This is a genomic window from Bacillota bacterium, from assembly GCA_013178125.1.
GTDB lineage: Bacteria > Bacillota > SHA-98 > Ch115 > JABLXJ01 > JABLXL01.
Genome location: JABLXJ010000002.1, coordinates 155,766 through 181,012 on the forward strand (window position 1 = coordinate 155,766; position 25,247 = coordinate 181,012).

Below are 25,247 nucleotides of genomic sequence, written 5' to 3' on the forward strand. Positions count from 1 at the left end.
GGAAAATGCGTTTAATCAGCAGGAAGGCTTTGATAGTAGTTTTGACGGGCATTTTGATATTTGCTTTTACAGCCCAGAGCACCGTTGCCGGGGAGACGGTAATTAACTTCATTGCCAGTGTCGGAGGTAGTGGGAAGAGTTTTGCGGGTGGAGTAGAGCGGTTTAACGAGAAATATAAAGGGCAGTACAGGGTTGAAGTTACCTTGGTGGCGTGGGAATCTGTTTTGGAAAAAGCCGTAATGCAGTTCATGTCTCGGAGGCCCACTTATGATGTACTAGCTGTTGATGGTATGTGGATTCCGGCAGTCCGTCAGTATTTGGAGCCGTTAGACCCTTACGTGGCCAGGTTTGGACCCGAACCAGTTAAGTTGTTCGGGCGAGGGGCATTACGTGATCTTACCTATCATGGAAAGATTATCGCTTTCCCAATTCGTTCGGGGGTTATCTTGAATTACTACCGGAAGGACCTTTTAGATGCTGCTGGCCTTAAAGTCCCTCGAACCCTGGATGAGTACACGGCTGCAGCCAGGAAACTCACCCGCAAGGATGCCAGTGGCAAGGTTCATGTTTACGGTACCTCCCTTATGGCACAACATCCAACCTGGACTACCTGGTCATTTAGTCAGTTCGCCCGTCCCCATGGAATTAGCTTCTTGACGGATGACAATACAGGTCCTAGCCCCGCCTTAAAGGAGAGTGGTACCCTTCAAATCTTGAAGTTTATCAAAAACTTGCAGGATGAAGGGTTGACCCCGAATCCTCTGGCGTGGACATACGATGATAACGTAGTTGCCTTCCAAAACGGACGTCTGGCTATGACGCCTGAAATGAGTGTGAGGGCTTTACTGCTAGAAGACCACGCCAAGTCTCAGGTAGCGGGTAAAATGGGATATGATGTCTTGCCAGCCGGAAAACTTGGTCCAGATGAACCTGCCTATGCCGGAGGCTACTGGACTTTGGCAATCGATAAAAACAGCAAGGTTAAGGAAGCCGCTTACCAATTTATCAAATTCATGACGAGTCTAGAGAACCAAAAGTATATGGCCATAAAATGGTCAAATGGACCCACTGCGCTTGCTCTTTACGATGACCCCGAGTATATAAAGATTAACCCAGCCGCCCCAGCTATTAAAAAAGTGCTGGAAGGAATCGGGTATGCTCAAGATTTCCCTGTGCGGCAGAACCCCGAGTTGACCAAAGTCGTGCATGAAGAGATGCAGGTTTTTCTATTAGGTCGGCAGACGGCTGAGCAGACCGGTATGAATATGTTCAACCGTATCAAGGAAGTTATGGAGCAATAGGTCTTCGTAGAAACCTTTTTAGCTAGCCTTAAGGCTGGGATCGCAATACTATAACTAAGGTTTTCTAGTGCTGCGCTTTATAAATACTATAGTCCTTATTTAGTAAGGTACTGTTTGTTAGATCTGAGGCTGTCGGTTATTACCACTAACTGGCATGGCATATTGTGGATACAACGAAGCCATGCGGGTTTGAAGGTATCGAGCCGCACCATTATGTGGATGATTTGGACAGAAACTGGAGAAAATCGACAGTCTCAGATCTGGCCAGGTATATAAACAGCGGTTTATAGTATGAGGAAGCGCAGTACTAGAAAATCAGATTTCGGGGGATATGATAAGGGGAATCAAAGGCTAATGGTTTACGGCCGGCCCCTTTACCGACCCCGAAACTATATCAGGAGAAGGGAACGGCAGAAGGGGCCATTTCCTGTAAAACATCGATATGACGCAAAAATAGAATCGGGAGTCTCAGCTATTCTATTCAACTTACGTTCTTCAAATTCTTGACGACAGGCTCCCCTGAAAGAGAGGACTAGGTATCATGCGAAGAGTAATTGACATGAGTCTGACTATTACACCTAATAATGGACGAAATCCATTCTATGGTTCCTTGCCGGTAAACTGTCTACACGTAGAACCAACAGGGGATCGTAGACCCAGAGGTTCGGCATTTGCATACTTGAAGATTGAACCCTATAAGTTTGGGGATTCATACGAACATATGGTAATGAATGTCCTCTGCACTACTGATCCTTACCCAGGTACTCACGTGGAGACGTATTACCCAGAGAAATGGTGGTATCCTAAAGAGGATGGTCGGCATTTATTCCGTAGAGATGTCGCCCATATTCCAGTCTCAATGCTATGCGGGGAGGCGGTAATCTTTGACTTCCCCTATAAAGAAAAACCCGTCATCGATGCCCCAGATTTCGAAAGGTCTGATATAGAAGTGCGAGCGGGGGACATTGTGTTTGTAAGAACTGGATACAGCTCAGTTTATGCCAATATGCCCCCGGAGCAACGCTTATATGACGGTTCACCAGGCCTAACAAATGAAGCGGCCCAGTGGCTGGTTGATCGGCATATCAAGGCTTATGGCGTTGATGCTCGTGGTTTGGAAGCCGGGAGGAGTTCAGTACCAGGGGCTAAACTGGATGTTCACCGTATATTCCATCTGCATAATGTAGTACTCTTAGAAGACTTAGCTAATCTTGATAAGTTAACCAAATCCCGAGTCTACGTTATGTGCGGCGCCCCGTTGAGAATCGAATATCTCACGGGTGCTGCTGGCCGTGTGGTGGCTATTGATGATGGGAAGATTATCGATCTTTCACATAAGGTGCAGTGTTATCCCAAGACGAGGATCCAGTTAGAAGACATTCGCAGAGAACCTGTCAATCAGAAGCCACGGTTATTGAAACGGGCTACGGTTACCCCATTTACCATAACAGATTACGGGATAGATGATTCTGTCGGCCCGGAGTATATGGAGTTCCCGAGCCACTTAGGGACTCATGTTGAGATTCCATACTATAATTCTGAAGACACGGGTCCCATGAAGGATATTGAAAGGGACATTTATTCAACACCACTGGAGCAACTAATTGGCACCGCAGCTGTTATTGATCTGACAACAAAAGGCCCTGTTGAATTGATCACTGCCCGTGATCTGACAAACCAGGGGACTAATGTCCAACGTGGCGATATTGTCATTCTAAAGACCGGGTATACAGATAGATATTATGAGCTAGATGAGTATTTCGACCTCAGTCCAGCCTTATCGGAAGATGCGGCCGGGTGGTTGGTTGATCGTGGGGTTCGAATGCTGGTGACTGACATAGCCTCGGTAGATCGACAAAGGCCCAGTTATGGTGAGCTACCAGAACGGACTATACATTCTATTTTATTCAAGCACAATATCCCAATAGTTGAGAGTGCCTGTAATACTTGGCTTCTTTTTAGAGATAGGCTTTTCTTAGCATGCTTGCCGCTACCTTTTGTGGGACTCGATTCATCTCCGGCCCATGTGATCGCGGTAGAGGATTGGTAAAAATCCTGGGGATTAAACAAGGAGATAGCGATATAGTGAATGTAAGTTGAAAGAAAGGTCGGGGAACAGGGCTATGTGTTTCTCCGACTCTTTCGGTTCATCTTTGTTCATGAGGAGATACAGACCTACGGGTGTAAACTAGAGGTGAAATCTTAGTAAATGTAGGAACTTTAGTCCGCATCGATATTTATAGCGCGCACTATCCTATCTACTAAATGTATGACACATGTTAGGCATGGCACCACTTAGCCCACTTAGTTCTCCTGTTCATAAATAAGGTGACGTATTATCATGCGATAAGTGATTCGACCCCGTTATCTCCTTTATCGGAGAGCCTAGATATTAACGTTTCTAGATCGACTTTGGTAAACTTCCACTCGAACGGTTTGGCTAGCTGCTCATAGTAGTTCTCGAAAGCCAGCAGTCGGCTCTGTGCCTCCGATATAGCTGGGAATGTATAGGGGGGGCAGAACCTTACGCTGAACGATAGAAAAGTAGATTTCAATCTAGTTGAGCCAACTTGCGTGCACGGGGAGGTGAACAAGGACCAAATGAGGCCATCGGCTCTGCAATCGGCGAATTGCATGCTCACCTCGATGAGCCGAGCCGTTGTCTATAATCCAAAAAACCCGGTGTGCCGAGCGGTAAGGTTCCTGAGACATAACATCATCAACCAGCCGGTCAAAGGGTTTGATGCCGCTACGCTCTTCACAGCGTCCGAACAGTTTGGCTCGGTAGACATCGAGGGCGGCCAAGTAAACAAAGGCACCTTGGCGTCGGTACTCATGCTCCACACGCATGGGTATCCCCGGTGCCGCCGGTTCGCTTGGGTATCGCCGTTCTCGTGCTTGAATGCTGGTTTTCTCGTCGGCTGAAATTCGGTATCCAAAATAACTTATTCTAGCAAATTCATTCATGGAGGGCTCAGTAGTTCCCTAAACTATATCGGTAATTTAATAATCGTCCATGCAACTTATCCGGTGCCCTATGGATAACCGGAAAGGGAGGGGAGGGCGGCCGGGGGTGAACGTTGATTTTGCCCTGGGTCGCCCGGGTGTCAGGGGCCTACAATAGTGCACCACTATTTTGACATGGCTGAAATATTGGGCGTCGGGGGTAGGGTCCTTTAAGAGAGGCAGAGAAGGCGAGGCATGCCTATCTAGAGGTAGTTCAATATGGCAAAATGGAGGCGATCAATGCTGGAATGGAATTTATACCGAAAATCAGACTTGACCTAAGCCAAGCCATGGTTGTATTATACTGTTAAATATAACGATAGGTGTTAAATATATCAGAAAGATAAAGATAAGATATGCTACAACGCGAGAGTCATGATAAAACTGAAGCATTGTTGACGAGTGTTGCTTTCCTATATTATGAAAAAGGTCTCACTTTGGAAGAGATTGCTCGGCGGTTTTGTGTATCAAAAATGACCATTTCTCGTATGTTAGATAAAGCACGGTTGCGGGGAATCGTAGAAGTCAAAATTCACCTTCCTATTGAGCACGATAAGAACCTTGAAGGGCAATTGATGAAGAAATTTGCTCTGAAGGATGCATTTGTTATTAAAAACCCTGGTACTAGTAATCTTGTAGAGCTTCTAGGTCAGGCTGGTGCATATTACTTACAGCTATATCTAAAGAGTAACGATATTCTAGGTATTGCACAGGGTAAAACGATGTCGAAGGTCGCCGAGTATATGGCCCCGAATTTCTATGAGGATTTACACATCGTCCAGATAATGGGCGGTCTCACTGACGTTGTCTCAACCAACATGTTCAGTGTTATCCAGGCATTTTGTGAGAAGCTTAAATGCAAAGGAACATATGTCCATGCGCTGGGTTACGCCAGCAGTAAGAAGCGGCGTGATATTCTGTTAGATGAAATCTTCAAAGCTACAGAGTTGGGTGAGTTGTGGGAAAAATGTAATATCTGTATGATGGGGATAGGAAATGCCGATGATACCTCCATATATACGAGATTGGGTTTTGCTACTTTAGACGAGTTAAAGGAAATCCAAGCCCTCGGTGGGGTAGGGGTGGTACTGGGTTATTTCGTAAATATCCATGGGGAGCTGTTATCCTGTTCAGTTAATGAACGCGTGTTGGCTATGCCGATTGAGTTGTTAAAAAGGGTTGATCATGTCATTGCGGTAAGTGGCGGCCATGAAAAGATCGGCGCAATTATCGGAGCGCTCGCTACGGGATGGATAAATGCTTTAGTAACAGAGGAGGAAACGGCTAGACAGCTTTTAATGTAAGAATCAAAGCTTTACCCTTGATTCGGTTGTCCGGCAACGCACCTTTATTCTTAAAGATCTTATTCGAGGGCTATGACTAGCATTTGGTTTGATAAGTCTTGATAGGGCATTAAGCTGTTAACGCCGATGATTTAGGATAGCGGTGTAAATCATCGCAGCGGAATAGGTGCAAAAAGGCCAGTATCTCTTATACGATCTTGCAAGACGCGGTACTAAGGCTGTCAGTTCCAAATTGCTGGTGAAGTCATCCGCGCAATGGCTTGGCTTGGTACCTTCAAACCCGATCCGTTATATCTGTGATCCTCCATATTAGTTGGTGACAATAATCGGCGGTTTTGGTCCTAACCTTCTCAGAAGAAACCACCAGAAGGAGGTGATGTGAGGAGGAAAAGGCTATCGCTGTCGCTAGCTTGATTATCTTATAAGAGTCAATTGGCACTACCCAGCTATCGGAATTGCAGGTTGGTCACAATTTAATTGCGAGGGGGCAGCTATTGTGCTAAGGCGATCGATGCTACTAGCCTTAATTCTGGTGACCTTGATGAGTTCCATGAGTGTAATTGGGTGGGCAGCAGGTAGAGAGATTACGATCAATGTGCTGGCAAGCGTGGGGGGTAGTGGGAAATCTCTTAGCAAGGGGATTGAATTATTCAATGAAAAGTATAAGGGCGAATATCAAGTAAAGGCCACACTGATCGCACACGAATCTCTGCAAGAAAAACAGATGATGCAGTTCATTACTCGTGTTCCAACTTATGATGTATTATCCATCGATGCAGCCTGGCTCCCAGCCGTATCTCGTTATCTAGAGCCTTTAAGTCCCTGGATAAAAAAATATGGACCCCATAATATGGAAGAAATGTACGGAGCGCCAACCATAGGCCGTATAACTTTCGATGGACATGTCGTAGGTCTACCGGTTCGGTTCGGTACGGTTATTCTATTCTATCGCGATGATTGGTTCAACGAGGCAGGCTTACAGGCACCTACAACGTTAGAGGATTATGTCAGTGCAGCAAGGAAATTGACAAAGCCTGGTCGCTACGGTACGTCATTAAAGCTACAGTCACCTGCTTGGAGTCTAGAATCCTACGGCTGTTTTCTTTTGCCGCATGGGGGAGCATACCTTACAGATGATCTGAAGCATGCCAGCTCGTCTCTAACAAGTGAAGTAGGGATAAAGGTCCTTAACTTCCTCAAAGAATTACAGGATAATAGAGTTATACCAAATCCCCTTGAGTGGACATATGATGATAATGTAGTGGCATTTCAGACAGGTAAGATCGCCTTTTCTCATGAATATAGTGCACGGGCCGCACTCCTTGAAGATCACAAAAAGTCAGTTGCAGCGGGGAAAATGGGGTACGACGTCTTACCCACTCCTAAAGCCCCCATCGGCCCTCACACTCCCCGGTATTTCGGTAGTTATTGGACATTAGCTATTGATAAGAACTCCAAGAACAAGGAAGCAGCATATAAATTCATTAAATTCATGGCAGATGTAGAGGCCCAGCGATATATGGCTTTTAAAGCCGATAATGGGCCTGCTGTTCTCTCCATCTATGATGATCCCGAATATAGGCGGATAAACCCTGCAGCTCAGGCTATAAAAAAGGCCATTGTTACCCTCGGGACTGCGGATTTCCTCGCTGTACCTCAGAATCTAGAGCTCACGAAGGTGGTTCATGAGGAACTACAATCATTTATCATTGGTAAGCAGGACGCTGCTAAGACAGCTAAACGGATGAGGGATAGAATAGATGAGGTATTAGGCAAGTAGAGTGTTGAATGAAGACCTTGGGCCGGGGTTTCAATGCCCCGGCCAATTAGGAAGTAGACCCTCATGTCGCCTTGGGCGACACCATCAGAAGGATGAAAATGGGGTTCATGTCGAATGATTCTTCTGCGGCTGGCGAAGAGAGGTCGGGTTTTCGTTGGTGCCTCGAGCCCGAGAAGTAGACGGACCCCAGCGGTCTGGTGTACCACAGATTGTTGCTCCTTTAGGAAGCACGCAGGGCAGATTGGCCCATTTAAAGGTTGCTGCACCAGCCGCAGTTAATCTACAGCCGCAGAAGGAGAGGGAGTTGCATGGAGATTCTACACGAGCGTTGTTGTGGGTTAGACGTCCATAAGAAGATCGTTATGGCTTGCGCTATCACGCCTGAGGGGAAAGAGATCAGGACGTTTGGCACCATGACAGAAGACATTCTGGCCCTTGCAGAATGGGTTAAATCTAAGGGTTGTACCCATGTTGCAATGGAGAGCACGGGGGTGTATTGGAAACCAATCTACAACATACTGGAACTGGCAGGTATCGAGATTCTGGTTGTAAATGCCCAGCATATCAAGGCAGTCCCTGGGAGGAAGACAGATGTTAAAGATGCCGAGTGGATTGCTGATCTATTGCGCCATGGCTTATTACGCGGCAGCTATATCCCCAATCGAGAGCAGCGGGAGCTACGGGAGTTGGTACGTTATCGGAAGAGCCTGATTGAGGAGCGAGCTCGGGAAGTGAACCGTATCCAGAAGGTATTAGAAGGGGCTGGCATCAAATTGGCATCGGTAGCCACGGATATAACTGGTGTCTCAGGGAAGGCCATAATCGAAGCTATCATCGATGGTGTAGAGGACCCGAAAGCCCTAGCGAAGCTAGCACGCGGCCGGCTTAAGGAGAAAGAAGGAGAATTGGAGGAGGCCCTGCGTGGTCTTGTGGGAGAGCACCAAAGGATGCTTTTAGCCACTCAGCTACAGCACATCGAATTTCTGGATCAGCAGATTGCGACCCTTGATGAAAGGATAGGGGAGCGGATGCGCCCTTTTGAGAGGGAATTAAAGTTGTTGGATACGATTCCGGGTATAGGGCGTCGGAATGCAGAAGCTATCCTAGCATGTACTGGCGTAGATATGTCTCGATTTCCGAGTGCAGCACACCTATCATCATGGGCTGGGGTAGCCCCTGGTAACAACGAAAGCGCAGGCAAACGGAAATCAGGCAAAACCCGTCAAGGGAGTCCTTTATTACGAACGACTCTTATACAAGCCGCGAGAGCTGCTGCTAGGACAAAGGGTACATATCTATATGCCCAATATCACCGGATAGCTGCCCGTAGGGGAGCCAATCGAGCCTGCGTTGCGGTTGCGCATACCATTATAGTAATTGTTTACAACATGATAAAGAATCTTCGGCCTTACTACGAGCTTGGCGATAGTTACTTTGAGAAACGTCGGCAACAAGCTATAGCCAGGAAGGCCATCAAGCAATTAGAAGACCTGGGGTACAAGGTTACCCTTGAGGTTGCATAGATATCTGGGTATTGAACTCTGTTTAATGCTAGCCAGTTCACTATATACCAGCTCTGGCATAGTATGGGAAATCTAATGCCAGGGTCGGTAGGTAGGATGTTGGTGTTTTTTGCTCACTAGCCATGTTAATTTTCAGGGCAGATCTCTGCGAAGATAAAAGCGACAATAAGTTTATAGCATGCGCCCTTGAGAGTGGTGCTCAATACCTAATAACCACGGATGGTGCACACCTTGGAGGTCTGGCGGATATCATATATGCCCAATATAGAAAATATATACAGATAATGTCCCCCTATCAAATTGTTCGCATGGAGGCTTCCCGGCCTGAGGTTGATTTGTCTCCAGTATCATAGAAAACTACGTGAGATGCGTTCCGGGGACGGCGCGCTTGCGGCGCGCCTCCGTTGAAATTTGGCGCGAGGGCATCGCCAAATTTCAACGGCCCCGTCACGCAAGCACCGGCAAACCTTGGAAAACGGCGGTGATTTTTAAACTCACACTTAGTGGTAAGCTAGTGGTAGCCACTCAGCTTTTCGTCCTGCCTTAGCTTTTCAGCTTGCCTTGCCCTTAAGCTCCTTCACCTTCAACACCTCAGTATTGACCAGGTTGGGCGGCACCTCGCCCTTCAGGATCGCGGCGCACCCCTCGGCGGCCATCGTTGCCATCTTCGTGCGCGTGGCCACGCTCGCGCTCGCGATGTGGGGGGCGATGGTGAGGTTATCGAGCCCGAGGATCGGGTGGTTCGCCGGGATGGGCTCAGGCTCGGTGACATCGAGCCCCGCGCCAGCGATCTTGCCATCCCGCAGCGCCTCATACAGGGCATCCAGGTCCACGATCGGCCCGCGGGCGGTGTTGATCAGGATCGCGGTCTTTTTCATCATGGCGAGCTCCTGCCTCCCGATCAGGTGGTAGGTCTTATCCGTCAGGGGCACGTGCAGGCTCACGAAATCCGAGCGCTGCAGCAGCTCCGGGAGCTCGACATACTCAATACCCAGCTCCTTCTCGAATTTCTCGTTCCGGTAGACATCGTAGTAAAGGAGCTTCATCGAGAAGCCGGTGGCGCGCCTCGCCATCTCATACCCGATCCGCCCGAGGCCCACGAGCCCCAGCGTGGCATGGTGGATGTCCTGGCCGAGGAAGCCCGTCGGGACCCAGGTTTTCCACTTGCCCTGGCGGGTATGCTTGTCGGCCTCGACGATGCGGCGCGCGCTCGCCATCAGGAGGGCAAACGCAAAATCTGCGGTCGTGTCCGTGAGGACGCCGGGCGTGTTGGTCACAGCTATACCCCTTTTCGTCGCCTCGGGGATATCGATGTTGTCAAAGCCTACAGCATAGTTGCTTATGACCTTGAGCTTCTCGCCGGCATCCATGGCCTCTGCATCCATCTTATCGGTAAGGAGGGATATGATCCCGTCTACATCCCGGATTTCTTTGAGTATGATCTCGCGCGGGGGCGGGAGCTCACCATCCCATACCTTCACATCTGCGACCTTCCGGATGATATCGAGGCCGGCTTCAGGAATCTTGCGGGTTACATAGACTTTGAACTTCGCCATAGTCAGCATGTATCCTCCAATCTATATCATCGCCTCTCACGGGCGTCACAGGCGGGCCCAGGCTTCGTTGAGGGTCCTCTTTGCGTTTGCGATCACAATTTCCGACGACTCGCCCGCGAGCGGCTTCACCTCGAAGCTCACTATACGTGGGGCATCCTCATTCAGATAGCCGATTTCAAACAACACCCTCAGGAACTCCGTGAGCTCCGCCACGTCATTTTCCCCGCCCGCGATGCCGAATCTGGGGTGGGCATCTCCGTAAGCGGGATGCGATTTGTCCTTGACCACGGCGTTCCCTATATGGGCGTGCACCAAGTAGTCCTTGACGGGGACGAGCGCATCCCTCGCCGTCTGGCCAAGGAGCGGCAGGTGGCTCAGGTCAACCATGAGGCCGAAGTTGTCAAACTTCTTCCTGACGTTGCTTGCTATCCTCAGGGCGGTGTCATTCGGCCCCACAAGGGATTTCTTCTCTATATCCCTGTCGAATATCTCGAGCACAACCGGCATGTCCCCCTTTGACCTGGCGTGAGCGCAGAGCTGCTCGATGGAATCCTCCAGGGCCTGGCAGGCGTCCTCCTCCCTGTCCTTGCCCGGGTACTTACCGGCGAGGAAAGCAAACCCAACGCATCCGAGCTCGTAAGCCTCATCGATGCCCTCCTTCAGCGTGGCGATGGTCTTCTCCCTTACGGCAGGGTCGAGCGAGTTGATGTCGAGCCCTGTGGTAAGGGTTCTCGGTTGCCCACCGTAGGCCACCGTCATATGCGCCTCGTTGAGGAGCTTCCTTGCGGCCTGGCGGACGCCGGGATCCTTCATCCAGGTGACCTCGACGGCGTTGAAGTAATCATCCTCGGCAATCTTCGTGAGGGTCTCGATGATCGGGCCTTCGCCCTTCATTACCTGAGGATAGGCCATGAAGTGGATCAACCCGACCTTCATGTACCTGTACATTGAGTCCTTCATACTATCCACGCTCCTTTGACTTTGACTTCTTTGCCTCATCCAGGACAAATCCTGCAACGGTATTCAAATGATCCAGAGCGGCCTCTCGCGCGGCTTTTTCGTCCCTGTTTTCGATGGCCGTGAATATCCTACGGTGCGCTTCGATGGCTGTGGACCTGCCCTCGGCGAGGCGCGCTACGCGCCTGTTGGCCTCCCTCAGGAGCTCCCTCAGGATCAGGTTCGTCTTGGCGAGCACGGGGTTGCCAGCGGCTTTATCGACCTTTTTATGGAAGAGCATGTCGTATTCCAGGAACTCCTCGACGTTGCGCGAGGCGCTCTCCTCCATGCGCTCCATGATCTCCCGTATCTCCGAAAGGCACTCCCCAGTCCTGCGGGATGCAGCGAGGCCAGCGGTCTCGACCTCGAGGATTGAACGAAGCTCCATTATATTGCCGATGTTCTCGGTATCAAACATGAGCACATACGAGAGCGGCTGGATGATCTTCTCCGATGTCGCTTTCGCAACAAAGCTGCCCTCGCCCGGACGGATCTCGATCCACCCCATGAGCGCCGCGGCCTTGAGCGCCTCCCTAAGCGATGCCCTGCTCACCCCGAGGGCCGCAGCCAGCTCGCGCTCGGCCGGGAGCCTGGTGCCCACGGGGAGCTGGCCGTCGAGGATGGCGTTTTGCAGTTGCTCCAGGATGAGGTCGATCATCTGGGGCCGCTTGATCTTAGCGATCTTAACGAATTGGTCGCCTTCCAAAGGCCTGACTCCTTCCTTACGGTTTCCTTATGGTTTCCCTAGGGCCAACAGGTTTATTGGTCTGACCATAGGTCTGGTCAACAATCCAGATTATTTTATTCTATGTAGTTGATAGAATTCCTTCAATCGCCATAGAATCATTTCATGTTTAAGCAAAGGCCTGGCCAAAGCGGGCAAAGGCTTGATTAAAGCGAAGGCTCGGGTGCTAACTCGAAGTCCGCCAATTCAGGGTCCCTGATGTGACATATATCGCATGACCGGGGCTGTATAATAAGATAAGGGGTAATTGCGGCTGGCGCAATAATAGAGGAATACCCACGGGGAGCGGGTAAGATTAGGTTGAATGCTATCTTGATCCTGCCCGGTCCCGGGGGGACAGTGCGGGGGGCCTGCACCCATCGCCCAGACCGCACCGGTATCGCCTGGATGGGGGTGGCCCCCGAGCCGCAGCCGCGGCACTCACCAAAGGGGCTATAGGCCATGGGGCCGGGGATCTCGAGGAGGCTGGCTCCATGAATGAGGTAATACTCAGGATACTTCAGAGCGCCCTCATGGCGTTTATCATGCACTATCTTATTCTCTGGGCTACGTCGGGAGTGCTCGGGCTTAGAAGCACGAGCGTTAGGCTCTCGCTCGGCGCCTCTCTCGCGACCCTCATCGACGCGACTATTATTGTCTTGATGGTTGCCAGGGTCATGGCCACCCCTTCGGCGGTTCTCCTGGCTTTTCTATCAATAATCCCAGCAGCGCGCATTTCCTATGGTCGCCTCCTGCCCCGCAGGCTCGCGGTAACCATCGCTTACGTGTATATCATAACGATAATGGGCGGAGGGGGCGGTCTTGCGGTCTCATACCTGACGGGCGGCAGGCCCATACCCGCCTTCATAGCCACAATCGCAACCATCCTCGTGGTGGCTGAACTCGGCTGGGGCCTCGTTCACAGGAGGATCCGGGAATGGCTCTTCTTCGTGCCGATAGAGATATTCTTCGGTGAGGAGCGCGTCTTTGTTAATGCCCTGATAGACACGGGCAACCGCCTGAGGGACCCAATAACGGGAGCGCCGGTCATAATCCTGGAGTATTCGGCGGTTGCATCGATCCTCCCTGGTGAGGTGCGACAGGTATTTGATTTGCTTGACACGGAGGACCTTGCGGCGATCACCGATATCGTAGCCAATTCGTCCTGGTCATCGCGGTTCAGAGTTTTACCGTTTGCATCCATAGGAAAGGAAAAGGGGATGCTCATAGGCTTTCGCCCCGATGAAGTGCGCATAATGGAGGGCGACCGGAGGGCTTCCACCAGGAATGCCGTGGTGGGTATCTACACTCAACGGCTTTCAGCCGAGGGCGGCTTCAGAGCCCTCCTCCACCCTGAAATCCTTGAATCGGCATCCTGATGCGAACCAGCATCCTGATACCTGATGCCTGATGCCCATGCGGATAGGAGGGGAGAGAATGACGCCACGCGTTGCACTCAATCGGCTCATCTTGTTCCTCCGGCTTTATTTGATCCTTCTCGTGCGCCGGTTGGGCTTATTTCCGGGATATATCATACTGTTCGTTGGCAACAGTGAGGCTTTGCCGCCACCCCTCTCCAGCGACGAGGAGATATCGCTCTTGAAACGGCTGGCACGTGGGGAAAAGGCCGTGAAGGGCGAGCTTATCGAGAGAAACCTGCGCCTTGTTGTGTATATTGCCAAGAAATTCGAGAATACCGGCGTGGGCATAGAGGACCTTGTATCAATAGGCACCATTGGTCTTATCAAGGCCGTCAACACATTCGATCCCATGAAAAAGATAAAGCTCGCTACCTACGCCTCACGCTGCATAGAAAATGAGATCCTCATGTATCTGAGGCGAAATAACAAGACGAGGGCCGAGGTTTCATTTGATGAACCCCTCAATATCGACTGGGATGGGAATGAGTTGCTGCTTTCCGATGTAATGGGGACCGACAATGACATTGTATACAAATCCATTGAGGAGGAGCTGGATAAATCGCTGCTCGAGGCGGCCATGCGTCGCCTCACGGGGCGCGAGAAGAAGATCATGGAGCTCCGCTTTGGGCTGGTGGATGGTGTGGAGAAGACTCAGAAAGAGGTGGCCGATCTTCTTGGAATATCTCAATCCTATATATCCAGACTTGAAAAGCGTATTATTAGAAAGCTAAGAAAGGAGATAAAGAGAGCGGAGTAGATTTTGTCGCCATATTAGATAAAATGTCGACTGATCTTTAAAATCGCGCGTATATGCGTGATTTTCTTTTTTATTCGCATAAAAAAGGTAGATGGAGGTAATACTTCTATTGAAAGAATATGGCACTGAAAGGGATAGGCGATCCATCGGGGGGATTCTTCATGCTGGTCAACAAGGTGGAAATCTGCGGCGTCAACACCTCAAAGCTGCCTGTATTATCCAACCAGAAGATGCGCGAGCTCCTTGTCCAGGTTAGAGCTGGTGACCGCTCAGCCCGCGAGAAACTGATTCACGGGAATCTCAGGCTGGTCTTGAGCGTTATTCAGCGCTTCAACAACCGCGGAGAGTATGTGGACGACCTGTTCCAGGTGGGTTGCATCGGACTCATGAAGGCCATAGATAACTTCGATTTAAACCAGAACGTGAGGTTTTCGACATATGCTGTCCCGATGATAATAGGGGAGATAAGGCGCTACCTGAGGGACAACAACTCGATCAGGGTGAGCCGGTCTTTGAGGGATGTAGCTTACAAGGCCCTTCAGGTACGTGATGCCCTGGTAAACAAGAATTCCAAGGAGCCCACCATCAACGAAATTGCAGAGGAGCTCAATCTCCCCCGGGAGGAGATTATATACGCCCTCGATGCTATTCAGGACCCGGTATCTCTTTTCGAGCCGATATATCACGATGGCGGGGACCCCATATTTGTCATGGACCAGGTGAGCGATGAAAAGAATCAGGATAGCACATGGCTTGAAGGCATATCGATAAGAGAGGCGATGGAGAAACTGGGCGAGCGGGAGCGAACCATACTCCGCAAGAGGTTCTTCGAGGGCAAGACGCAGATGGAGGTTGCGGAGGAGATCGGGATATCCCAGGCCCAGGTCTCGAGGCTCGAAAAGGCTGCCTTGAAGCACATGAGGAAGCTCATGTGAGCTTATATAGACTTATATAAGTCTATGTAAGCTGCAACTTTGGAATTCTAACTTCATGAGCCTGATTCATGTAATGGCTTGATGTCCTGGGCACGGGCAGGGGAGGTGAGATGTTTGCGGGCGCGTGTTATAACAACTTGCGGTATTATAGCTATCGCAGCGATCCTTATAGCCATATCGTCAGCGTTCTCGCCTGCGAATAACAGGGTGGACGAGGCCTATACCCCGGATAACCTGGTCCGGCTCCACATCGTAGCAAACAGCGATTCGGCAGCGGATCAGGCCCTGAAATTGGAGGTCAGGGATGTGATCCTTGATATGGCAAGGAAGTTGCTCGAGGGGGTTACCAGCAAAGAGGAGGCCAGGCAGGTCTTGCAGGAAAACCTGCCGGCATTACAGGAAGCTGCCCGGGCCTATGTTAAGAGCCGCGGCAGGGATTATCCAGTTATTGCGGAGATGGGGAGGTTCAAGTTTCCAAAGCGGACCTATGGTGATGTCATTGTCCCTGCAGGGAATTATGATGCGCTTCGCATAATACTGGGGAAAGGCCTGGGCCAGAACTGGTGGTGCGTTTTATTCCCCCCGCTGTGCTTTGTTGATATATCAAGAGAACGCCTGGCTGTCAGCAGGATCAAAGCGGATGGGAGCCCCGAGGAATCGCTATCGAGATTGAAACTCGAGCTCGGGCGATACGCCACCACGCGACAGGGCGGCTTTCTTGCAAAGGACTTGAAGAGCTTAAAGGAACTGAAGATCCTATCTGATCCCGCGGCGGAGCTTGGGCGGCTCCTGAGCCCCCTAATGTTATTTTACTATGATTACGATGCCCTTGCCGGGGGTGAGGAGCACAATGAGCGGCTGCAATAAGCGGCAAGGCAAGTAGGAGCACAAGAAGACAAGAAGAAGCACAAAGTAGATCAGGCGAGTCCGGAATAGCACCACCCGGCGTCCGGAAGCATATAATGTGTACGTGAGCGCCGGGGGTGAACGCGATGCTGATAAGGACATCCGAGCTAAGGGTCAAGGATGTCGTAAACGCTTTGGATGGCCGGAGACTGGGGCCGGTTTCGGACCTCGAGATCGATATTGACACCGGCCAGGTCAAGGCCGTCATGGTGCCGGGCCCGCCGAGGTTTCTAGGTATAATTGGCCGGGGCAATGATTACGTCATACCGTGGGAGCGCATCAAGCGGATCGGTCTTGATGTGATACTTGTTGAGGTTAGCGATGCCGTCGATCCCCGGGAGTTTTCGCACTAGCGAGTTTTTGCATCAGTGAGATGCATCAGTGAGGTCTTACATTAGCGTGACCCCGGCCTGGAGGGGTAGCCAGCTTCCTGTCAATGCAGGTGATGCAGGTGGCTGGCTTGTTTATTTCACGGAAGATGTTATATAATGAGGTTAGGCCTGTCTTTATGTCTTGAATATGCTAATTATCTCGATATTAATTTCCCGGTATTAATACTATTGTTAGTTGTCCTGGAGCCACCGTCCGGAGGAGGGAGGCTGGCTCATGAAGTGTCCATATTGCGGGGCCCCCGAGAGCAAGGTCGTAGATTCGAGAGCGGCTGATGAAGGTAGCTCCATAAGGAGAAGGCGGGAGTGCGTCGCCTGCGGCAAGAGGTTCACCACTTACGAGGTCGTAGATGAGATACCCTTGACCGTCGTCAAAAAGGACGGGCGGCGCGAGCCATTCGATCGCAACAAGATCCTGGCGGGGCTCCTCAAGGCCTGCGAGAAGAGGCCGGTCCCTGTGGCCAGACTCGAGGTGCTCGTTGATGGCGTTGAGAGGGCCCTCAGGGGGAAACTGGAGCGGGAGGTCAGCAGTTCGGAGATCGGGGAGATGGTCATGGAAGGGCTCCGGGATATAGACGAGGTCGCCTATGTGCGGTTTGCGTCGGTTTACAGGCAATTCAAAGACATCGATCGTTTCATGCAGGAACTCCAGAAGCTCTTGAATGATAGATGATGGGTGGTTATGAAGGATTTGCCTCCCTGGTGTAGAAACAGTAAGGGAGACAAGTCTGCTCTGGGAATGCGGTTGCTGGAGGTGGGAGCATGCCATCCGGGAGAAGGCGCAGTGCAAGCAGGTTTATCCCGGTGGTCCTTCTGACAGTCGCCGGAGCCATGCTCTGGTCGATCTATTCCGGTTTTCATATCCCATCAACCATATCTGATGTACAACTGGCAACCGCGGAGCGAAGGGTTATTGAGGATACATTCCCGGCAAAGGGCGTTTTCATAAGGGATGAAGAGGTGTATATCTCCCCGGTTGCAGGGGTCGCGGAGCTTCTCGCCGGCAACGGGGCCATGGTGAGGGCCAGGACGCCGGTCGCCAGGGTCGCGGGTCCCTATTCCCGGTATTGGCAGGAGGATGAACCAGGGCTCAGACCAGGGGGCGTCAGAGCAGAGGGCGGTGGCACGGGATCTGCCGGAGATGCCGGGGAGCCCTCGCAGGGCGCTGGCGCTTCGCGGGACGCCTCGCAGGACGTTGTCGTGCTCGGCGCGCGCTCGCCCGGCATTGTGCGCTACAGTATCGATGGCCTGGAATCCATCTTATGTCGCGAGTCACCGCCTAACCTGACGCTCGAGGAGCTGACCTCCTTGAAGAAGCCCCCTGAGCGTGTGAAGAATGGCGATAGGGTTGCCGCCGGAGCGGCGGTCTTCAAGATTGTTGACCCTGCGCACCTCGATGTTCTTGTATATGGTCCGGCAGGGGATATTGGGCGGCTGTCCGTGGGGAAAAGGGTGTGGGTGAGGTTCCCGGGCGACCCGGGCGAAGGGCTTGACCCGGTGCCAGGCCGCATCGTGAGGGTATCTGTTCCTCCCAGGAGGCCCGGGAAGTCCAGGGATGCCGGTGGCATGGGCCCTGGTGACGCGCAAGGGGGCAAAGCGCCAGGGGGCGGGGGCCGGGACCTGACCGGCTCGGCCGTTATCGAGCTTGACGAGTGGATTCATGGGGCGGATGGGCAGAGGTTTGTTGACGTCTGCATCATTTCCGACATCGTGGAGGGTGTTTCGGTCCCGGTCGAGGCGATCGTCAAAAGGGGAGGTAAGGCCCTCGTATACGTTTCCAGGAGGTCCGGCATTTCAATGCGTGAGGTCTCAGTAAGGGCGCGGAATCCGAGATACGCTATAGTGAAGGGTGTGGAGGATGGCCAGGCCGTGATCATAAATCCCCTGGTGTTGGAAAGGCAGGGGATGTAGACGTGGATGACATGGATGCCGCGGGCGGGGAGCTTGCGGGGCGTCTCTCGGCCATTAGGGAGAGGATATCTGCAGCGGCGATCAGGTCGGGCCGGAGGCCTGAGGATATCAGGTTGATTGCCGTAACTAAGGGCGTAGACAGCGCGAGGGTCCGGCAGGCCATCGATCTCGGGGTTGACGCAATAGGGGAAAATAGGGTCCAGGAGGCCAGGGCAAAGCTCCTCGATATCGGACGGGGTCCGGGCTCGGGCGTGGAGTGGCACATGGTAGGACACCTCCAGACGAATAAGGTAAGGGCCGCGCTCGAGATCTTCGATGTCATCCAGTCGCTTGACAGGTGGAAGCTGGCCTCCGAGCTCGATGCTCATGCCCGAAAACGAGGGATGCCCGTCGACGCGCTGGTTCAAGTCAAGGTATCAGACGAGGAGACGAAGTCGGGCCTCGATCCTTCCGAGGTCCTGGACTTCGTCAGCCGGGTTGCGGCCGAACTGCCGGGCCTGAGGATTGTTGGGTTGATGGGGATCGCGCCGTATTTCGACGATCCGGAGAAAACCCGGCCCTATTTCAGACGGGTGCGGGTGCTGGGGTTGATGATCGAGGAGGCCAGGATCCCGGGCGTGGCCATGCAGTATCTCTCCATGGGCATGACGAACGATTTCGAGGTGGCTATAGAGGAAGGTTCAAATATGGTCCGGATAGGAACAGGAATATTTGGTCCGCGGCGGTGAACCAGGCGAAATGGGCAAAATAGGCGAGGATGCCGGGAGGGAAATTGCGGTGGGCAAGGGTATTCTGGATAGGGTGCTTGACTTCATGGGCTTCGGCGGGGAACCCGACGAGGCCGAAGGGGAATACGATGTGTATGATTCGAGGGGTGCGAGGAGCGACCCGCGCGCCGATAGCAGGGCAACCAGGAAGCTCGTCCCGCTGAAGACTGCGAAGCAGGCGCGTCTTGTGATCACGGAGCCTGCACGATTTGAAGATGTCCAGGAGGTGGCTGACAACCTGAAGGGCAGGAGGCCGGTCATCGTAAACGTAGACGCGCTCGAGAAGGATGTCGCCAGGAGGGTGTTGGATTTCGCGGCCGGCGTAACTTACGCACTTGACGGGGGCATGCAGAAGGTGGGCGAGGGGATATTCCTCTTCACGCCGAGCAACTTTGATGTAGCCGGAGAGATCCAATCGGGCGACGGGGATGAGGACTCCACCTTTTTTGCAAAGCGTTGATGCCGGTCAGGTCAAGCGCCATCGTATGGGTGCTGTGAGCGGCAGGTAACGGAGGTGCGGGTGTGCAGGGCGAGGCGGATAGCGTGTTTTTGAATATCGTCTCGGACAGGGCTGAAGCCGCAAGGCGGGATGCAGGCATCAAACTTATGGATTTCCTGGATCCTCACCAGCAGGCCCTGGCCCAGGCGGTTATAGAGCGAACCCCCGGCGTTAAAATTCGCTTTGATGGCGGGTATGCAAGGGCCGAACGCAAACGGGCTGCGATTATGCCTGATTTTTATCTGACCGAAACTGCAGATTTCTCCCTGACGGCCCTGGAGGTAAGACCTCTTTACCAGGACCAGGGGGCCGGGGCTTTAAGTCACAGGGATTCCCTAGGGGCCATTCTGGGGCTTGGGCTCAAGCGGGAGAAAGTCGGTGATCTCATAGTCTTGCGCGACAGGTGCCAGGTTGTCCTCGCAGCGGAGATACAGGAATATGTGCTTCTCAACCTCCGGAGGGTCGGTGATGTTGAGGTGGGGGTCAGGCCCATAGACCTTGACCAGCTGGAGATTCCCGCTGAAGTTGTCAGGGAGGTTCGCGGCACGGTCGCATCTATGAGGCTGGATGCCATAGCTAGCCTGGGCTTTGGCGTGTCCCGGACGAAGATGGCCGAGGATATCAAGGCCGAAAGGGTCAGGGTCAATTGGACTACCTCAACCAGCCCTGGCCGGCAGATCAAGCAGGGCGATGTGATCTCCATCAGGGGCAGGGGAAGGCTTGAAATAAAGGAGGTGCTCGGCCAGACAAAGCGCGGCCGGATCAGCCTGGTCCTGAATCGTTACGTCTAAGGGTGTGTAGGCAGCATGGGAGATAATGTCGATAGGCGCATTGCTGTTGTCGGGATAGCAGTTGAAGACAGGAAGCTCGCAGCCGCGAAGGTAAATGAGATATTGAGCCTTCATGGGGATATAATTGTCGGGCGCATGGGAATACCCTATAAGGAAAAGAATATTTCAGTGATGGCGCTCATAATTGACGGCACAACCGACGATATAGGGAGCCTCACGGGCAAGCTGGGGAATATTCCGGGCGTCAGGGTGCGCTCTGCGGTAACCGTGTGATTTTCGATCTTTGAGTAAGAGTATATGAGTATGAGCAGGGGCCATGAGCAAGGGGAAAGATGCGCTAGACGAGGGCACGGTTGAGACGCTTATAAAGAAGATAAGCGAGCTCTCCTCGCGGCTCGAGAAGGCCGAGATAGCGGAGTACATAGAATTCCTGAGGAACCCGAGGAGGATCATATACGTCAATTTTATCTCTGGGCTGGCGAGGGGGTTTGGTATAGGCCTGGGGACAACGGTGCTGCTGGCGATATTCCTCTACCTGATGTCGCATCTTGTGACCTTGAACCTGCCTGTGATCGGGAAGTTCATTGCAGACATCGTGAGGATTGTCCGCGATCACCTGCGCTGAGCTGGCCTATCCGTGAGCTGGTGTATCCGGGCTGGCACATGCTTAATCGATATATATCGATATGTCTGGTATATTCTGGCGTATCTAGAGTTCTCGCCACTCCTGGGGTCTATCCCGGGTGGAGACTGGGGGTATAGAAATCCGTGGATAGGAGGAAATTAGAGCACTTCAAGGCCATCATAGAAGAACAGAGGTCGCGTCTCCTCGACCGGGTCGAGCAGTTGGATAAAGGCCTCCAGACTTCCATGAAGGACTCTACCGGGGAATTATCAAGCTATGACAATCACCCTGCTGATGAGGATACCACTATGTATGATAGGGAAAGGGACGTGGGAATCAGGGGTAATACCATAGGGATCCTCCAGAGGATGGATGACGCGCTGGAGCGGATCGAGTCGGGCGAATACGGCACCTGCGAAAACTGCGGCAGGCAGATAGAGGAGGAGAGGCTTCTCTCCATCCCCTACACTACGCTTTGCGTTGAATGCCAGAACGAGCTCGAGATCAGCATGCCCGATCGCTTCCGGAGGCCGGTGGAGGAGAAGGCCCTGGGCGCGCCGTTTGGGGCGCACTTCCTCCGCCCGGACACGCCAGGGATAGATGGAGAGGATGTGTGGCAGGATGTGGCGAAGTACGGTACGTCCAACAGCCCACAGGATATACCGGGATCAACCGAGTTCGGAGAGGTCTACTGGAACGCCGGGGAGGATGTCGGGGCGGTGGAGGACCTGGATTATATCATCGACGAAGGGGATCCTGATGACATCCCGCCTGATCCCGATATCTATAAAAGGGAATGAAAGGATATCTAGTTTTGAGGCTGTCTCTTCAAGAATCACCTGAGCAGGATAGGGGTCGAGCGAATTGAGAGTGAGAGGTCGGGGGCGAATCTACAGGGGAAGGGCGGGCCGGGGAAGCGCTACCCTGGTGATGGTGCTGGTGATTATCATATTGACCGTGATTTGCGACCAGCTGAGCAAGATGTGGGTTATGAAGACCTTCCCGGCAGGGGTTAGGGTTCCGGTATGGGATGGGAAAGTTTACATAACGCGGACGGCGAACCCGGGGGCGGCATTTGGCATACTTCCTAACCAGACTGCCTTCCTTATAGTGGTCGCCGCGGTGGTCCTCCTGCTTGTTATTATATATGGACGTCACCTTATTGCCAGGAGCCCGGTGCTTCGCTTGGGTTTTGGGCTCGCTGTTGGCGGCGCTCTCGGGAACATGATCGACCGTCTGAGGTTCGGGCGGGTCACGGATTTCATCGACCTGAAGTTCTGGCCGGTGTTCAACATCGCCGATATTGCCATCGTCTGCGGCGTGGTATTGCTTTTCTGGGGGCTTCTCAGGCTGACACAGTGACCTGACATAATGGCCTATGCAGTGGCCTGATAGGTGGTCTGATACGGGACGATCCAGTGGCCCGATTGAGCGGCGCAGGATCCAGGTCAGGGGAGGGCTAATGTGAGACCAATTCTATTTTATGTACATAAGGTGCCAGTCTTCTCCTACGGCTTCATGATCGCCATTGCGTTCATCGCCGGGACGATCCTCGGCGTGCGCGAGGCCAGGAGGAGGGGGATCGAACCTGAGAAGGTCATTGACCTGGCCCTTTGCCTCTGCATTTCGGGCATTATAGGGGCAAGGCTGCTTTACATCCTGCTGGACCTGCCTGCATACTGGGGAGAGCCGCTCGAGGTTCTAAGGTTCAAAGATGGTGGGCTCTCGTTTCACGGCGGGTTGTTTGCAGCGATCCTCGCGGGGATCTGGTTTTGCAAGAGGTCTGGCGTGAACCCGTGGGTCATGGCAGATGTGGCAGCTGCACCGGTCGCGCTGGGTTACAGCATAGCACGGATTGGTTGTTTCCTGAATGGGTGCTGTTACGGCGTTGCGAGCAACATCCCGTGGGCCATAGCCTGCGCTGCAGGGGACGCTACGAGGAGGCACCCGACGCAGCTCTACGCCGCCCTTGGGAGCCTGGTGATCTTCGCGATCCTCATGAGCCTGCGTGGCCACAGAAGGTTTCCAGGTTTCCTCATGTTCCTCTATGTCGGACTTTATTCCATCCTGAGGTTCGTCGTCGAGGTATTCCGGGATGTTCCGAGGTTCGCGGGGCCTCTCTCCATAGCCCAGGTTGCGAGCGTAATTGTGGGTTTTGCGGCGTTTGCCTGTATCCACCTTCTCTCGGAGGAGCCGGGTAGAAAGGCAGGTCGGACGCTCGGTGATCCGCACAGTCACGGCAGGTGAAGGGGATGAGGGGGCAAGGCTCGATGTCTTCCTGGCCAGGACCCTGGCCGGAGACATACCATCCCGGGCATTTGCGCGCAAGCTGATAGACCTGCGCAGGATATCGGTGAACGGGAATGCCGCCAGACCAAGCTACAGGATGCGTGCAGGCGACCAGGTCGAGGCGGCTATACCGGAGCCGGAGCCGCCGCGATGCGAGCCTGAGGATATACCCCTCCACGTCCTGTATGAGGATTCGGACATAATCGTGGTAAATAAGCCGAGGGGCATGGTGGTGCATCCTGCCGCCGGGAACCCCGCCCACACGCTGGTGAATGCCCTGCTGGCGCACTGTAGCGACCTTTCGGGCATAGGCGGGGAGATGCGGCCGGGGATCGTGCACCGGCTTGATAAGGGTACGTCTGGGGTCATGGTGGCAGCGAAAAATGATTTTGCCCACGCGGGCCTGGCCGTCCAGCTGAAGGCGCATGAAATGGAGAAGACCTATCTCGCCCTCGTGCACGGTGAGGTCAGGGAGGGGAAGGGGACCATCAGGACCTACATAGGGAGGCACCCGGTGCACCGCAAGAAGATGGCCGTGGTCGATGAGGGCCGGGGTAAGATCGCCATAACTCATTTCGAGGTCCTTGAGCGCTTTGAGACCCTTGAACGTCTCGGTCTCGGTGTGTCTGAGCGTTTCACCCTTCTCAAGATCATCCTGGAGACGGGTAGGACCCACCAGATCCGAGTCCACATGGCGAACATCGGTCACCCTATCGTGTGCGACAATGTCTATGGCCGCCGCAGGTGCGAGTTTGATATAACCGGGCAGGCTCTCCATGCGTGGAAGCTCAAGCTCCGCCACCCCAGGACGCTGGAGGAGATGAGGTTTTGTGCACCTGTGCCTGCGGATATGCAGGGGATAATAGACTCGCTTCGAACGTTCCCGCTTCGAACCGGTGATTGACAATGGACTGGCCTTCTGATATATTAGCGTGGAAAGGATCGCTGTGGAAAGGATTAGTAATGCAACGATTCCCTTTAAGCTGGTCCGGCGAGGCTGGCAAGGGGTTGAATGTAATGTGTTGAGGCCTTCTCGCCGGAGCGGGAAGGCCTTTGTTGATAAGGGCTCAGTGTGATAGGGGCCCGATAGGTGCCCGCAAGGGCTCAGGCGGGCTCTGGCTCTGGAAGGGGGGCAGATAGGCATGGCCCTCGTTGAAAAGGCCCGGATCATGGATTCGGACGGCATCCGGCGGGCAACGATGCGCATAGCCCACGAAATCATCGAGAAGAATAAGGGCGCTGACGATCTCTCATTCGTCGGCATCCGGACGCGCGGTTTCCCCCTCGCAAAGCGGCTTGCAGAGGCGATCCAGCAAATCGAGGGGACGAAGCTTCCGGTTGGCATTCTGGATATAACGCTCTACCGGGACGACCTTACGACCATCGCCGTCCAACCCGTCGTTCATAAAACCGAGATACCCTTCGATGTATCGGAGAAAAAGATAATCCTCGTCGACGATGTCCTCTACACGGGGCGGACCATCCGGGCCGCGATGGATGCGTTGATGGACCTGGGGCGGCCGCGGTCCATCCAGCTCGCCGTCCTGATAGACAGGGGGCACAGGGAGCTCCCGATCAGGGCGGACTATATAGGGAAAAACGTCCCAACCTCGCGGCGTGAGGTGATAAGCGTGAGGCTTGCGGAGATCGACGGGAGCGACGAGGTGATTATACAGGAGTTTTCAGAGAATTCAAGTCATCCTTGCCAGTCATGAAGCTGGCAAGGTTTTTTTATGCAGACCTTGCGCAGGCCCGCCCCGACCCGGG

Annotated in this window: 27 protein-coding genes; 23 read left to right on the forward strand and 4 right to left on the reverse strand. The window is 53.0% G+C overall.

What is annotated here, in order from left to right; translation table 11 throughout:
- Positions 1–5 precede the first annotated feature (5 nt).
- Positions 6–1,301 carry a sugar ABC transporter substrate-binding protein gene (locus tag HPY71_02980; protein ID NPV52468.1) on the forward strand — a complete coding sequence of 432 codons (1,296 nt, stop codon included), beginning with the start codon at positions 6–8 and terminating at the stop codon, positions 1,299–1,301.
- Positions 1,302–1,842: 541 nt separating this feature from the next.
- Complete coding sequence (locus tag HPY71_02985) at positions 1,843–3,351, forward strand: hypothetical protein (protein NPV52469.1); 1,509 nt, start codon at positions 1,843–1,845, stop codon at positions 3,349–3,351.
- A gap of 506 nt (positions 3,352–3,857) precedes the next feature.
- Here HPY71_02985 and HPY71_02990 read toward each other — a convergent pair.
- Positions 3,858–4,268: a hypothetical protein gene (locus tag HPY71_02990; protein NPV52470.1), complete on the reverse strand. Its 411-nt coding sequence runs from the start codon at positions 4,266–4,268 to the stop codon at positions 3,858–3,860.
- 395 nt (positions 4,269–4,663) lie between these two features.
- Here HPY71_02990 and HPY71_02995 point away from each other — a divergent pair, with 395 nt between their 5' ends.
- The 4 genes from HPY71_02995 (at position 4,664) to HPY71_03010 (ending at position 9,267) form a co-directional block, all read left to right on the forward strand.
- Complete coding sequence (locus tag HPY71_02995) at positions 4,664–5,611, forward strand: sugar-binding transcriptional regulator (GenBank protein ID NPV52471.1); 948 nt, start codon at positions 4,664–4,666, stop codon at positions 5,609–5,611.
- A gap of 496 nt (positions 5,612–6,107) precedes the next feature.
- Positions 6,108–7,391, forward strand: coding sequence for an extracellular solute-binding protein (locus tag HPY71_03000; protein ID NPV52472.1), 1,284 nt, complete (start codon positions 6,108–6,110; stop codon positions 7,389–7,391).
- Positions 7,392–7,699: 308 nt separating this feature from the next.
- Positions 7,700–8,914 carry an IS110 family transposase gene (locus HPY71_03005; GenBank protein ID NPV52473.1) on the forward strand — a complete coding sequence of 405 codons (1,215 nt, stop codon included), beginning with the start codon at positions 7,700–7,702 and terminating at the stop codon, positions 8,912–8,914.
- Positions 8,915–9,036: 122 nt separating this feature from the next.
- Entirely contained in the window at positions 9,037–9,267 is a 231-nt protein-coding gene (locus HPY71_03010) for a hypothetical protein (GenBank protein NPV52474.1), read from the forward strand.
- Between the two features lie 198 nt (positions 9,268–9,465).
- Here HPY71_03010 and HPY71_03015 read toward each other — a convergent pair whose 3' ends face one another.
- From HPY71_03015 to HPY71_03025, 3 genes are read right to left on the reverse strand one after another with little or no spacing between them, the layout of a single operon-like run.
- A complete protein-coding gene (locus tag HPY71_03015) occupies positions 9,466–10,470 on the reverse strand; it encodes a D-glycerate dehydrogenase (protein ID NPV52475.1) in 1,005 nt (334 codons plus the stop codon).
- 45 nt (positions 10,471–10,515) lie between these two features.
- The gene (locus tag HPY71_03020) at positions 10,516–11,430 is read right to left on the reverse strand and encodes a sugar phosphate isomerase/epimerase (protein ID NPV52476.1); all 915 of its coding nucleotides are present in this window, start codon (positions 11,428–11,430) and stop codon (positions 10,516–10,518) included.
- A gap of 1 nt (position 11,431) precedes the next feature.
- Positions 11,432–12,172, reverse strand: coding sequence for a FadR family transcriptional regulator (locus HPY71_03025; protein NPV52477.1), 741 nt, complete (start codon positions 12,170–12,172; stop codon positions 11,432–11,434).
- A 512-nt stretch (positions 12,173–12,684) separates the two neighbouring features.
- Between HPY71_03025 and HPY71_03030 the strand changes: the two genes are divergently transcribed.
- The 17 genes from HPY71_03030 (at position 12,685) to pyrR (ending at position 25,195) form a co-directional block, all read left to right on the forward strand.
- Entirely contained in the window at positions 12,685–13,569 is an 885-nt protein-coding gene (locus HPY71_03030) for a sigma-E processing peptidase SpoIIGA (GenBank protein ID NPV52478.1), read from the forward strand.
- Between the two features lie 58 nt (positions 13,570–13,627).
- Positions 13,628–14,368, forward strand: a complete 741-nt coding sequence (sigE, locus tag HPY71_03035; GenBank protein ID NPV52479.1) for an RNA polymerase sporulation sigma factor SigE — start codon at positions 13,628–13,630, stop codon at positions 14,366–14,368.
- Positions 14,369–14,529: 161 nt separating this feature from the next.
- Complete coding sequence (sigG, locus tag HPY71_03040; protein NPV52480.1) at positions 14,530–15,303, forward strand: RNA polymerase sporulation sigma factor SigG; 774 nt, start codon at positions 14,530–14,532, stop codon at positions 15,301–15,303.
- Between the two features lie 114 nt (positions 15,304–15,417).
- The gene (gene spoIIR, locus HPY71_03045; protein ID NPV52481.1) at positions 15,418–16,170 is read left to right on the forward strand and encodes a stage II sporulation protein R; all 753 of its coding nucleotides are present in this window, start codon (positions 15,418–15,420) and stop codon (positions 16,168–16,170) included.
- Between the two features lie 128 nt (positions 16,171–16,298).
- Positions 16,299–16,562: a YlmC/YmxH family sporulation protein gene (locus HPY71_03050; protein NPV52482.1), complete on the forward strand. Its 264-nt coding sequence runs from the start codon at positions 16,299–16,301 to the stop codon at positions 16,560–16,562.
- A 253-nt stretch (positions 16,563–16,815) separates the two neighbouring features.
- On the forward strand, positions 16,816–17,271 hold the full coding sequence (gene nrdR / locus HPY71_03055) for a transcriptional repressor NrdR (protein NPV52483.1): 456 nt from the start codon (positions 16,816–16,818) through the stop codon (positions 17,269–17,271).
- 89 nt (positions 17,272–17,360) lie between these two features.
- Entirely contained in the window at positions 17,361–18,509 is a 1,149-nt protein-coding gene (locus HPY71_03060) for an HlyD family efflux transporter periplasmic adaptor subunit (protein NPV52484.1), read from the forward strand.
- Between the two features lie 11 nt (positions 18,510–18,520).
- Positions 18,521–19,237: a YggS family pyridoxal phosphate-dependent enzyme gene (locus tag HPY71_03065; GenBank protein NPV52485.1), complete on the forward strand. Its 717-nt coding sequence runs from the start codon at positions 18,521–18,523 to the stop codon at positions 19,235–19,237.
- A 10-nt stretch (positions 19,238–19,247) separates the two neighbouring features.
- Positions 19,248–19,736: a cell division protein SepF gene (sepF, locus tag HPY71_03070; protein NPV52486.1), complete on the forward strand. Its 489-nt coding sequence runs from the start codon at positions 19,248–19,250 to the stop codon at positions 19,734–19,736.
- 62 nt (positions 19,737–19,798) lie between these two features.
- Entirely contained in the window at positions 19,799–20,566 is a 768-nt protein-coding gene (locus HPY71_03075; protein NPV52487.1) for a photosystem II S4 domain protein, read from the forward strand.
- Positions 20,567–20,581: 15 nt separating this feature from the next.
- Positions 20,582–20,839: a CopG family transcriptional regulator gene (locus HPY71_03080; protein NPV52488.1), complete on the forward strand. Its 258-nt coding sequence runs from the start codon at positions 20,582–20,584 to the stop codon at positions 20,837–20,839.
- 43 nt (positions 20,840–20,882) lie between these two features.
- Positions 20,883–21,191, forward strand: a complete 309-nt coding sequence (locus HPY71_03085) for a hypothetical protein (GenBank protein ID NPV52489.1) — start codon at positions 20,883–20,885, stop codon at positions 21,189–21,191.
- 143 nt (positions 21,192–21,334) lie between these two features.
- The gene (locus HPY71_03090) at positions 21,335–21,991 is read left to right on the forward strand and encodes a conjugal transfer protein TraR (protein NPV52490.1); all 657 of its coding nucleotides are present in this window, start codon (positions 21,335–21,337) and stop codon (positions 21,989–21,991) included.
- 64 nt (positions 21,992–22,055) lie between these two features.
- Positions 22,056–22,553, forward strand: coding sequence for a signal peptidase II (lspA, locus tag HPY71_03095; protein NPV52491.1), 498 nt, complete (start codon positions 22,056–22,058; stop codon positions 22,551–22,553).
- A 102-nt stretch (positions 22,554–22,655) separates the two neighbouring features.
- Entirely contained in the window at positions 22,656–23,438 is a 783-nt protein-coding gene (gene lgt, locus HPY71_03100) for a prolipoprotein diacylglyceryl transferase (protein NPV52492.1), read from the forward strand.
- Entirely contained in the window at positions 23,416–24,384 is a 969-nt protein-coding gene (locus HPY71_03105) for an RluA family pseudouridine synthase (GenBank protein ID NPV52493.1), read from the forward strand. Before lgt ends, HPY71_03105 begins: the two co-directional genes overlap by 23 nt.
- 238 nt (positions 24,385–24,622) lie before the next feature.
- Positions 24,623–25,195 carry a bifunctional pyr operon transcriptional regulator/uracil phosphoribosyltransferase PyrR gene (gene pyrR / locus HPY71_03110; GenBank protein ID NPV52494.1) on the forward strand — a complete coding sequence of 191 codons (573 nt, stop codon included), beginning with the start codon at positions 24,623–24,625 and terminating at the stop codon, positions 25,193–25,195.
- Positions 25,196–25,247: the final 52 nt, after the last annotated feature.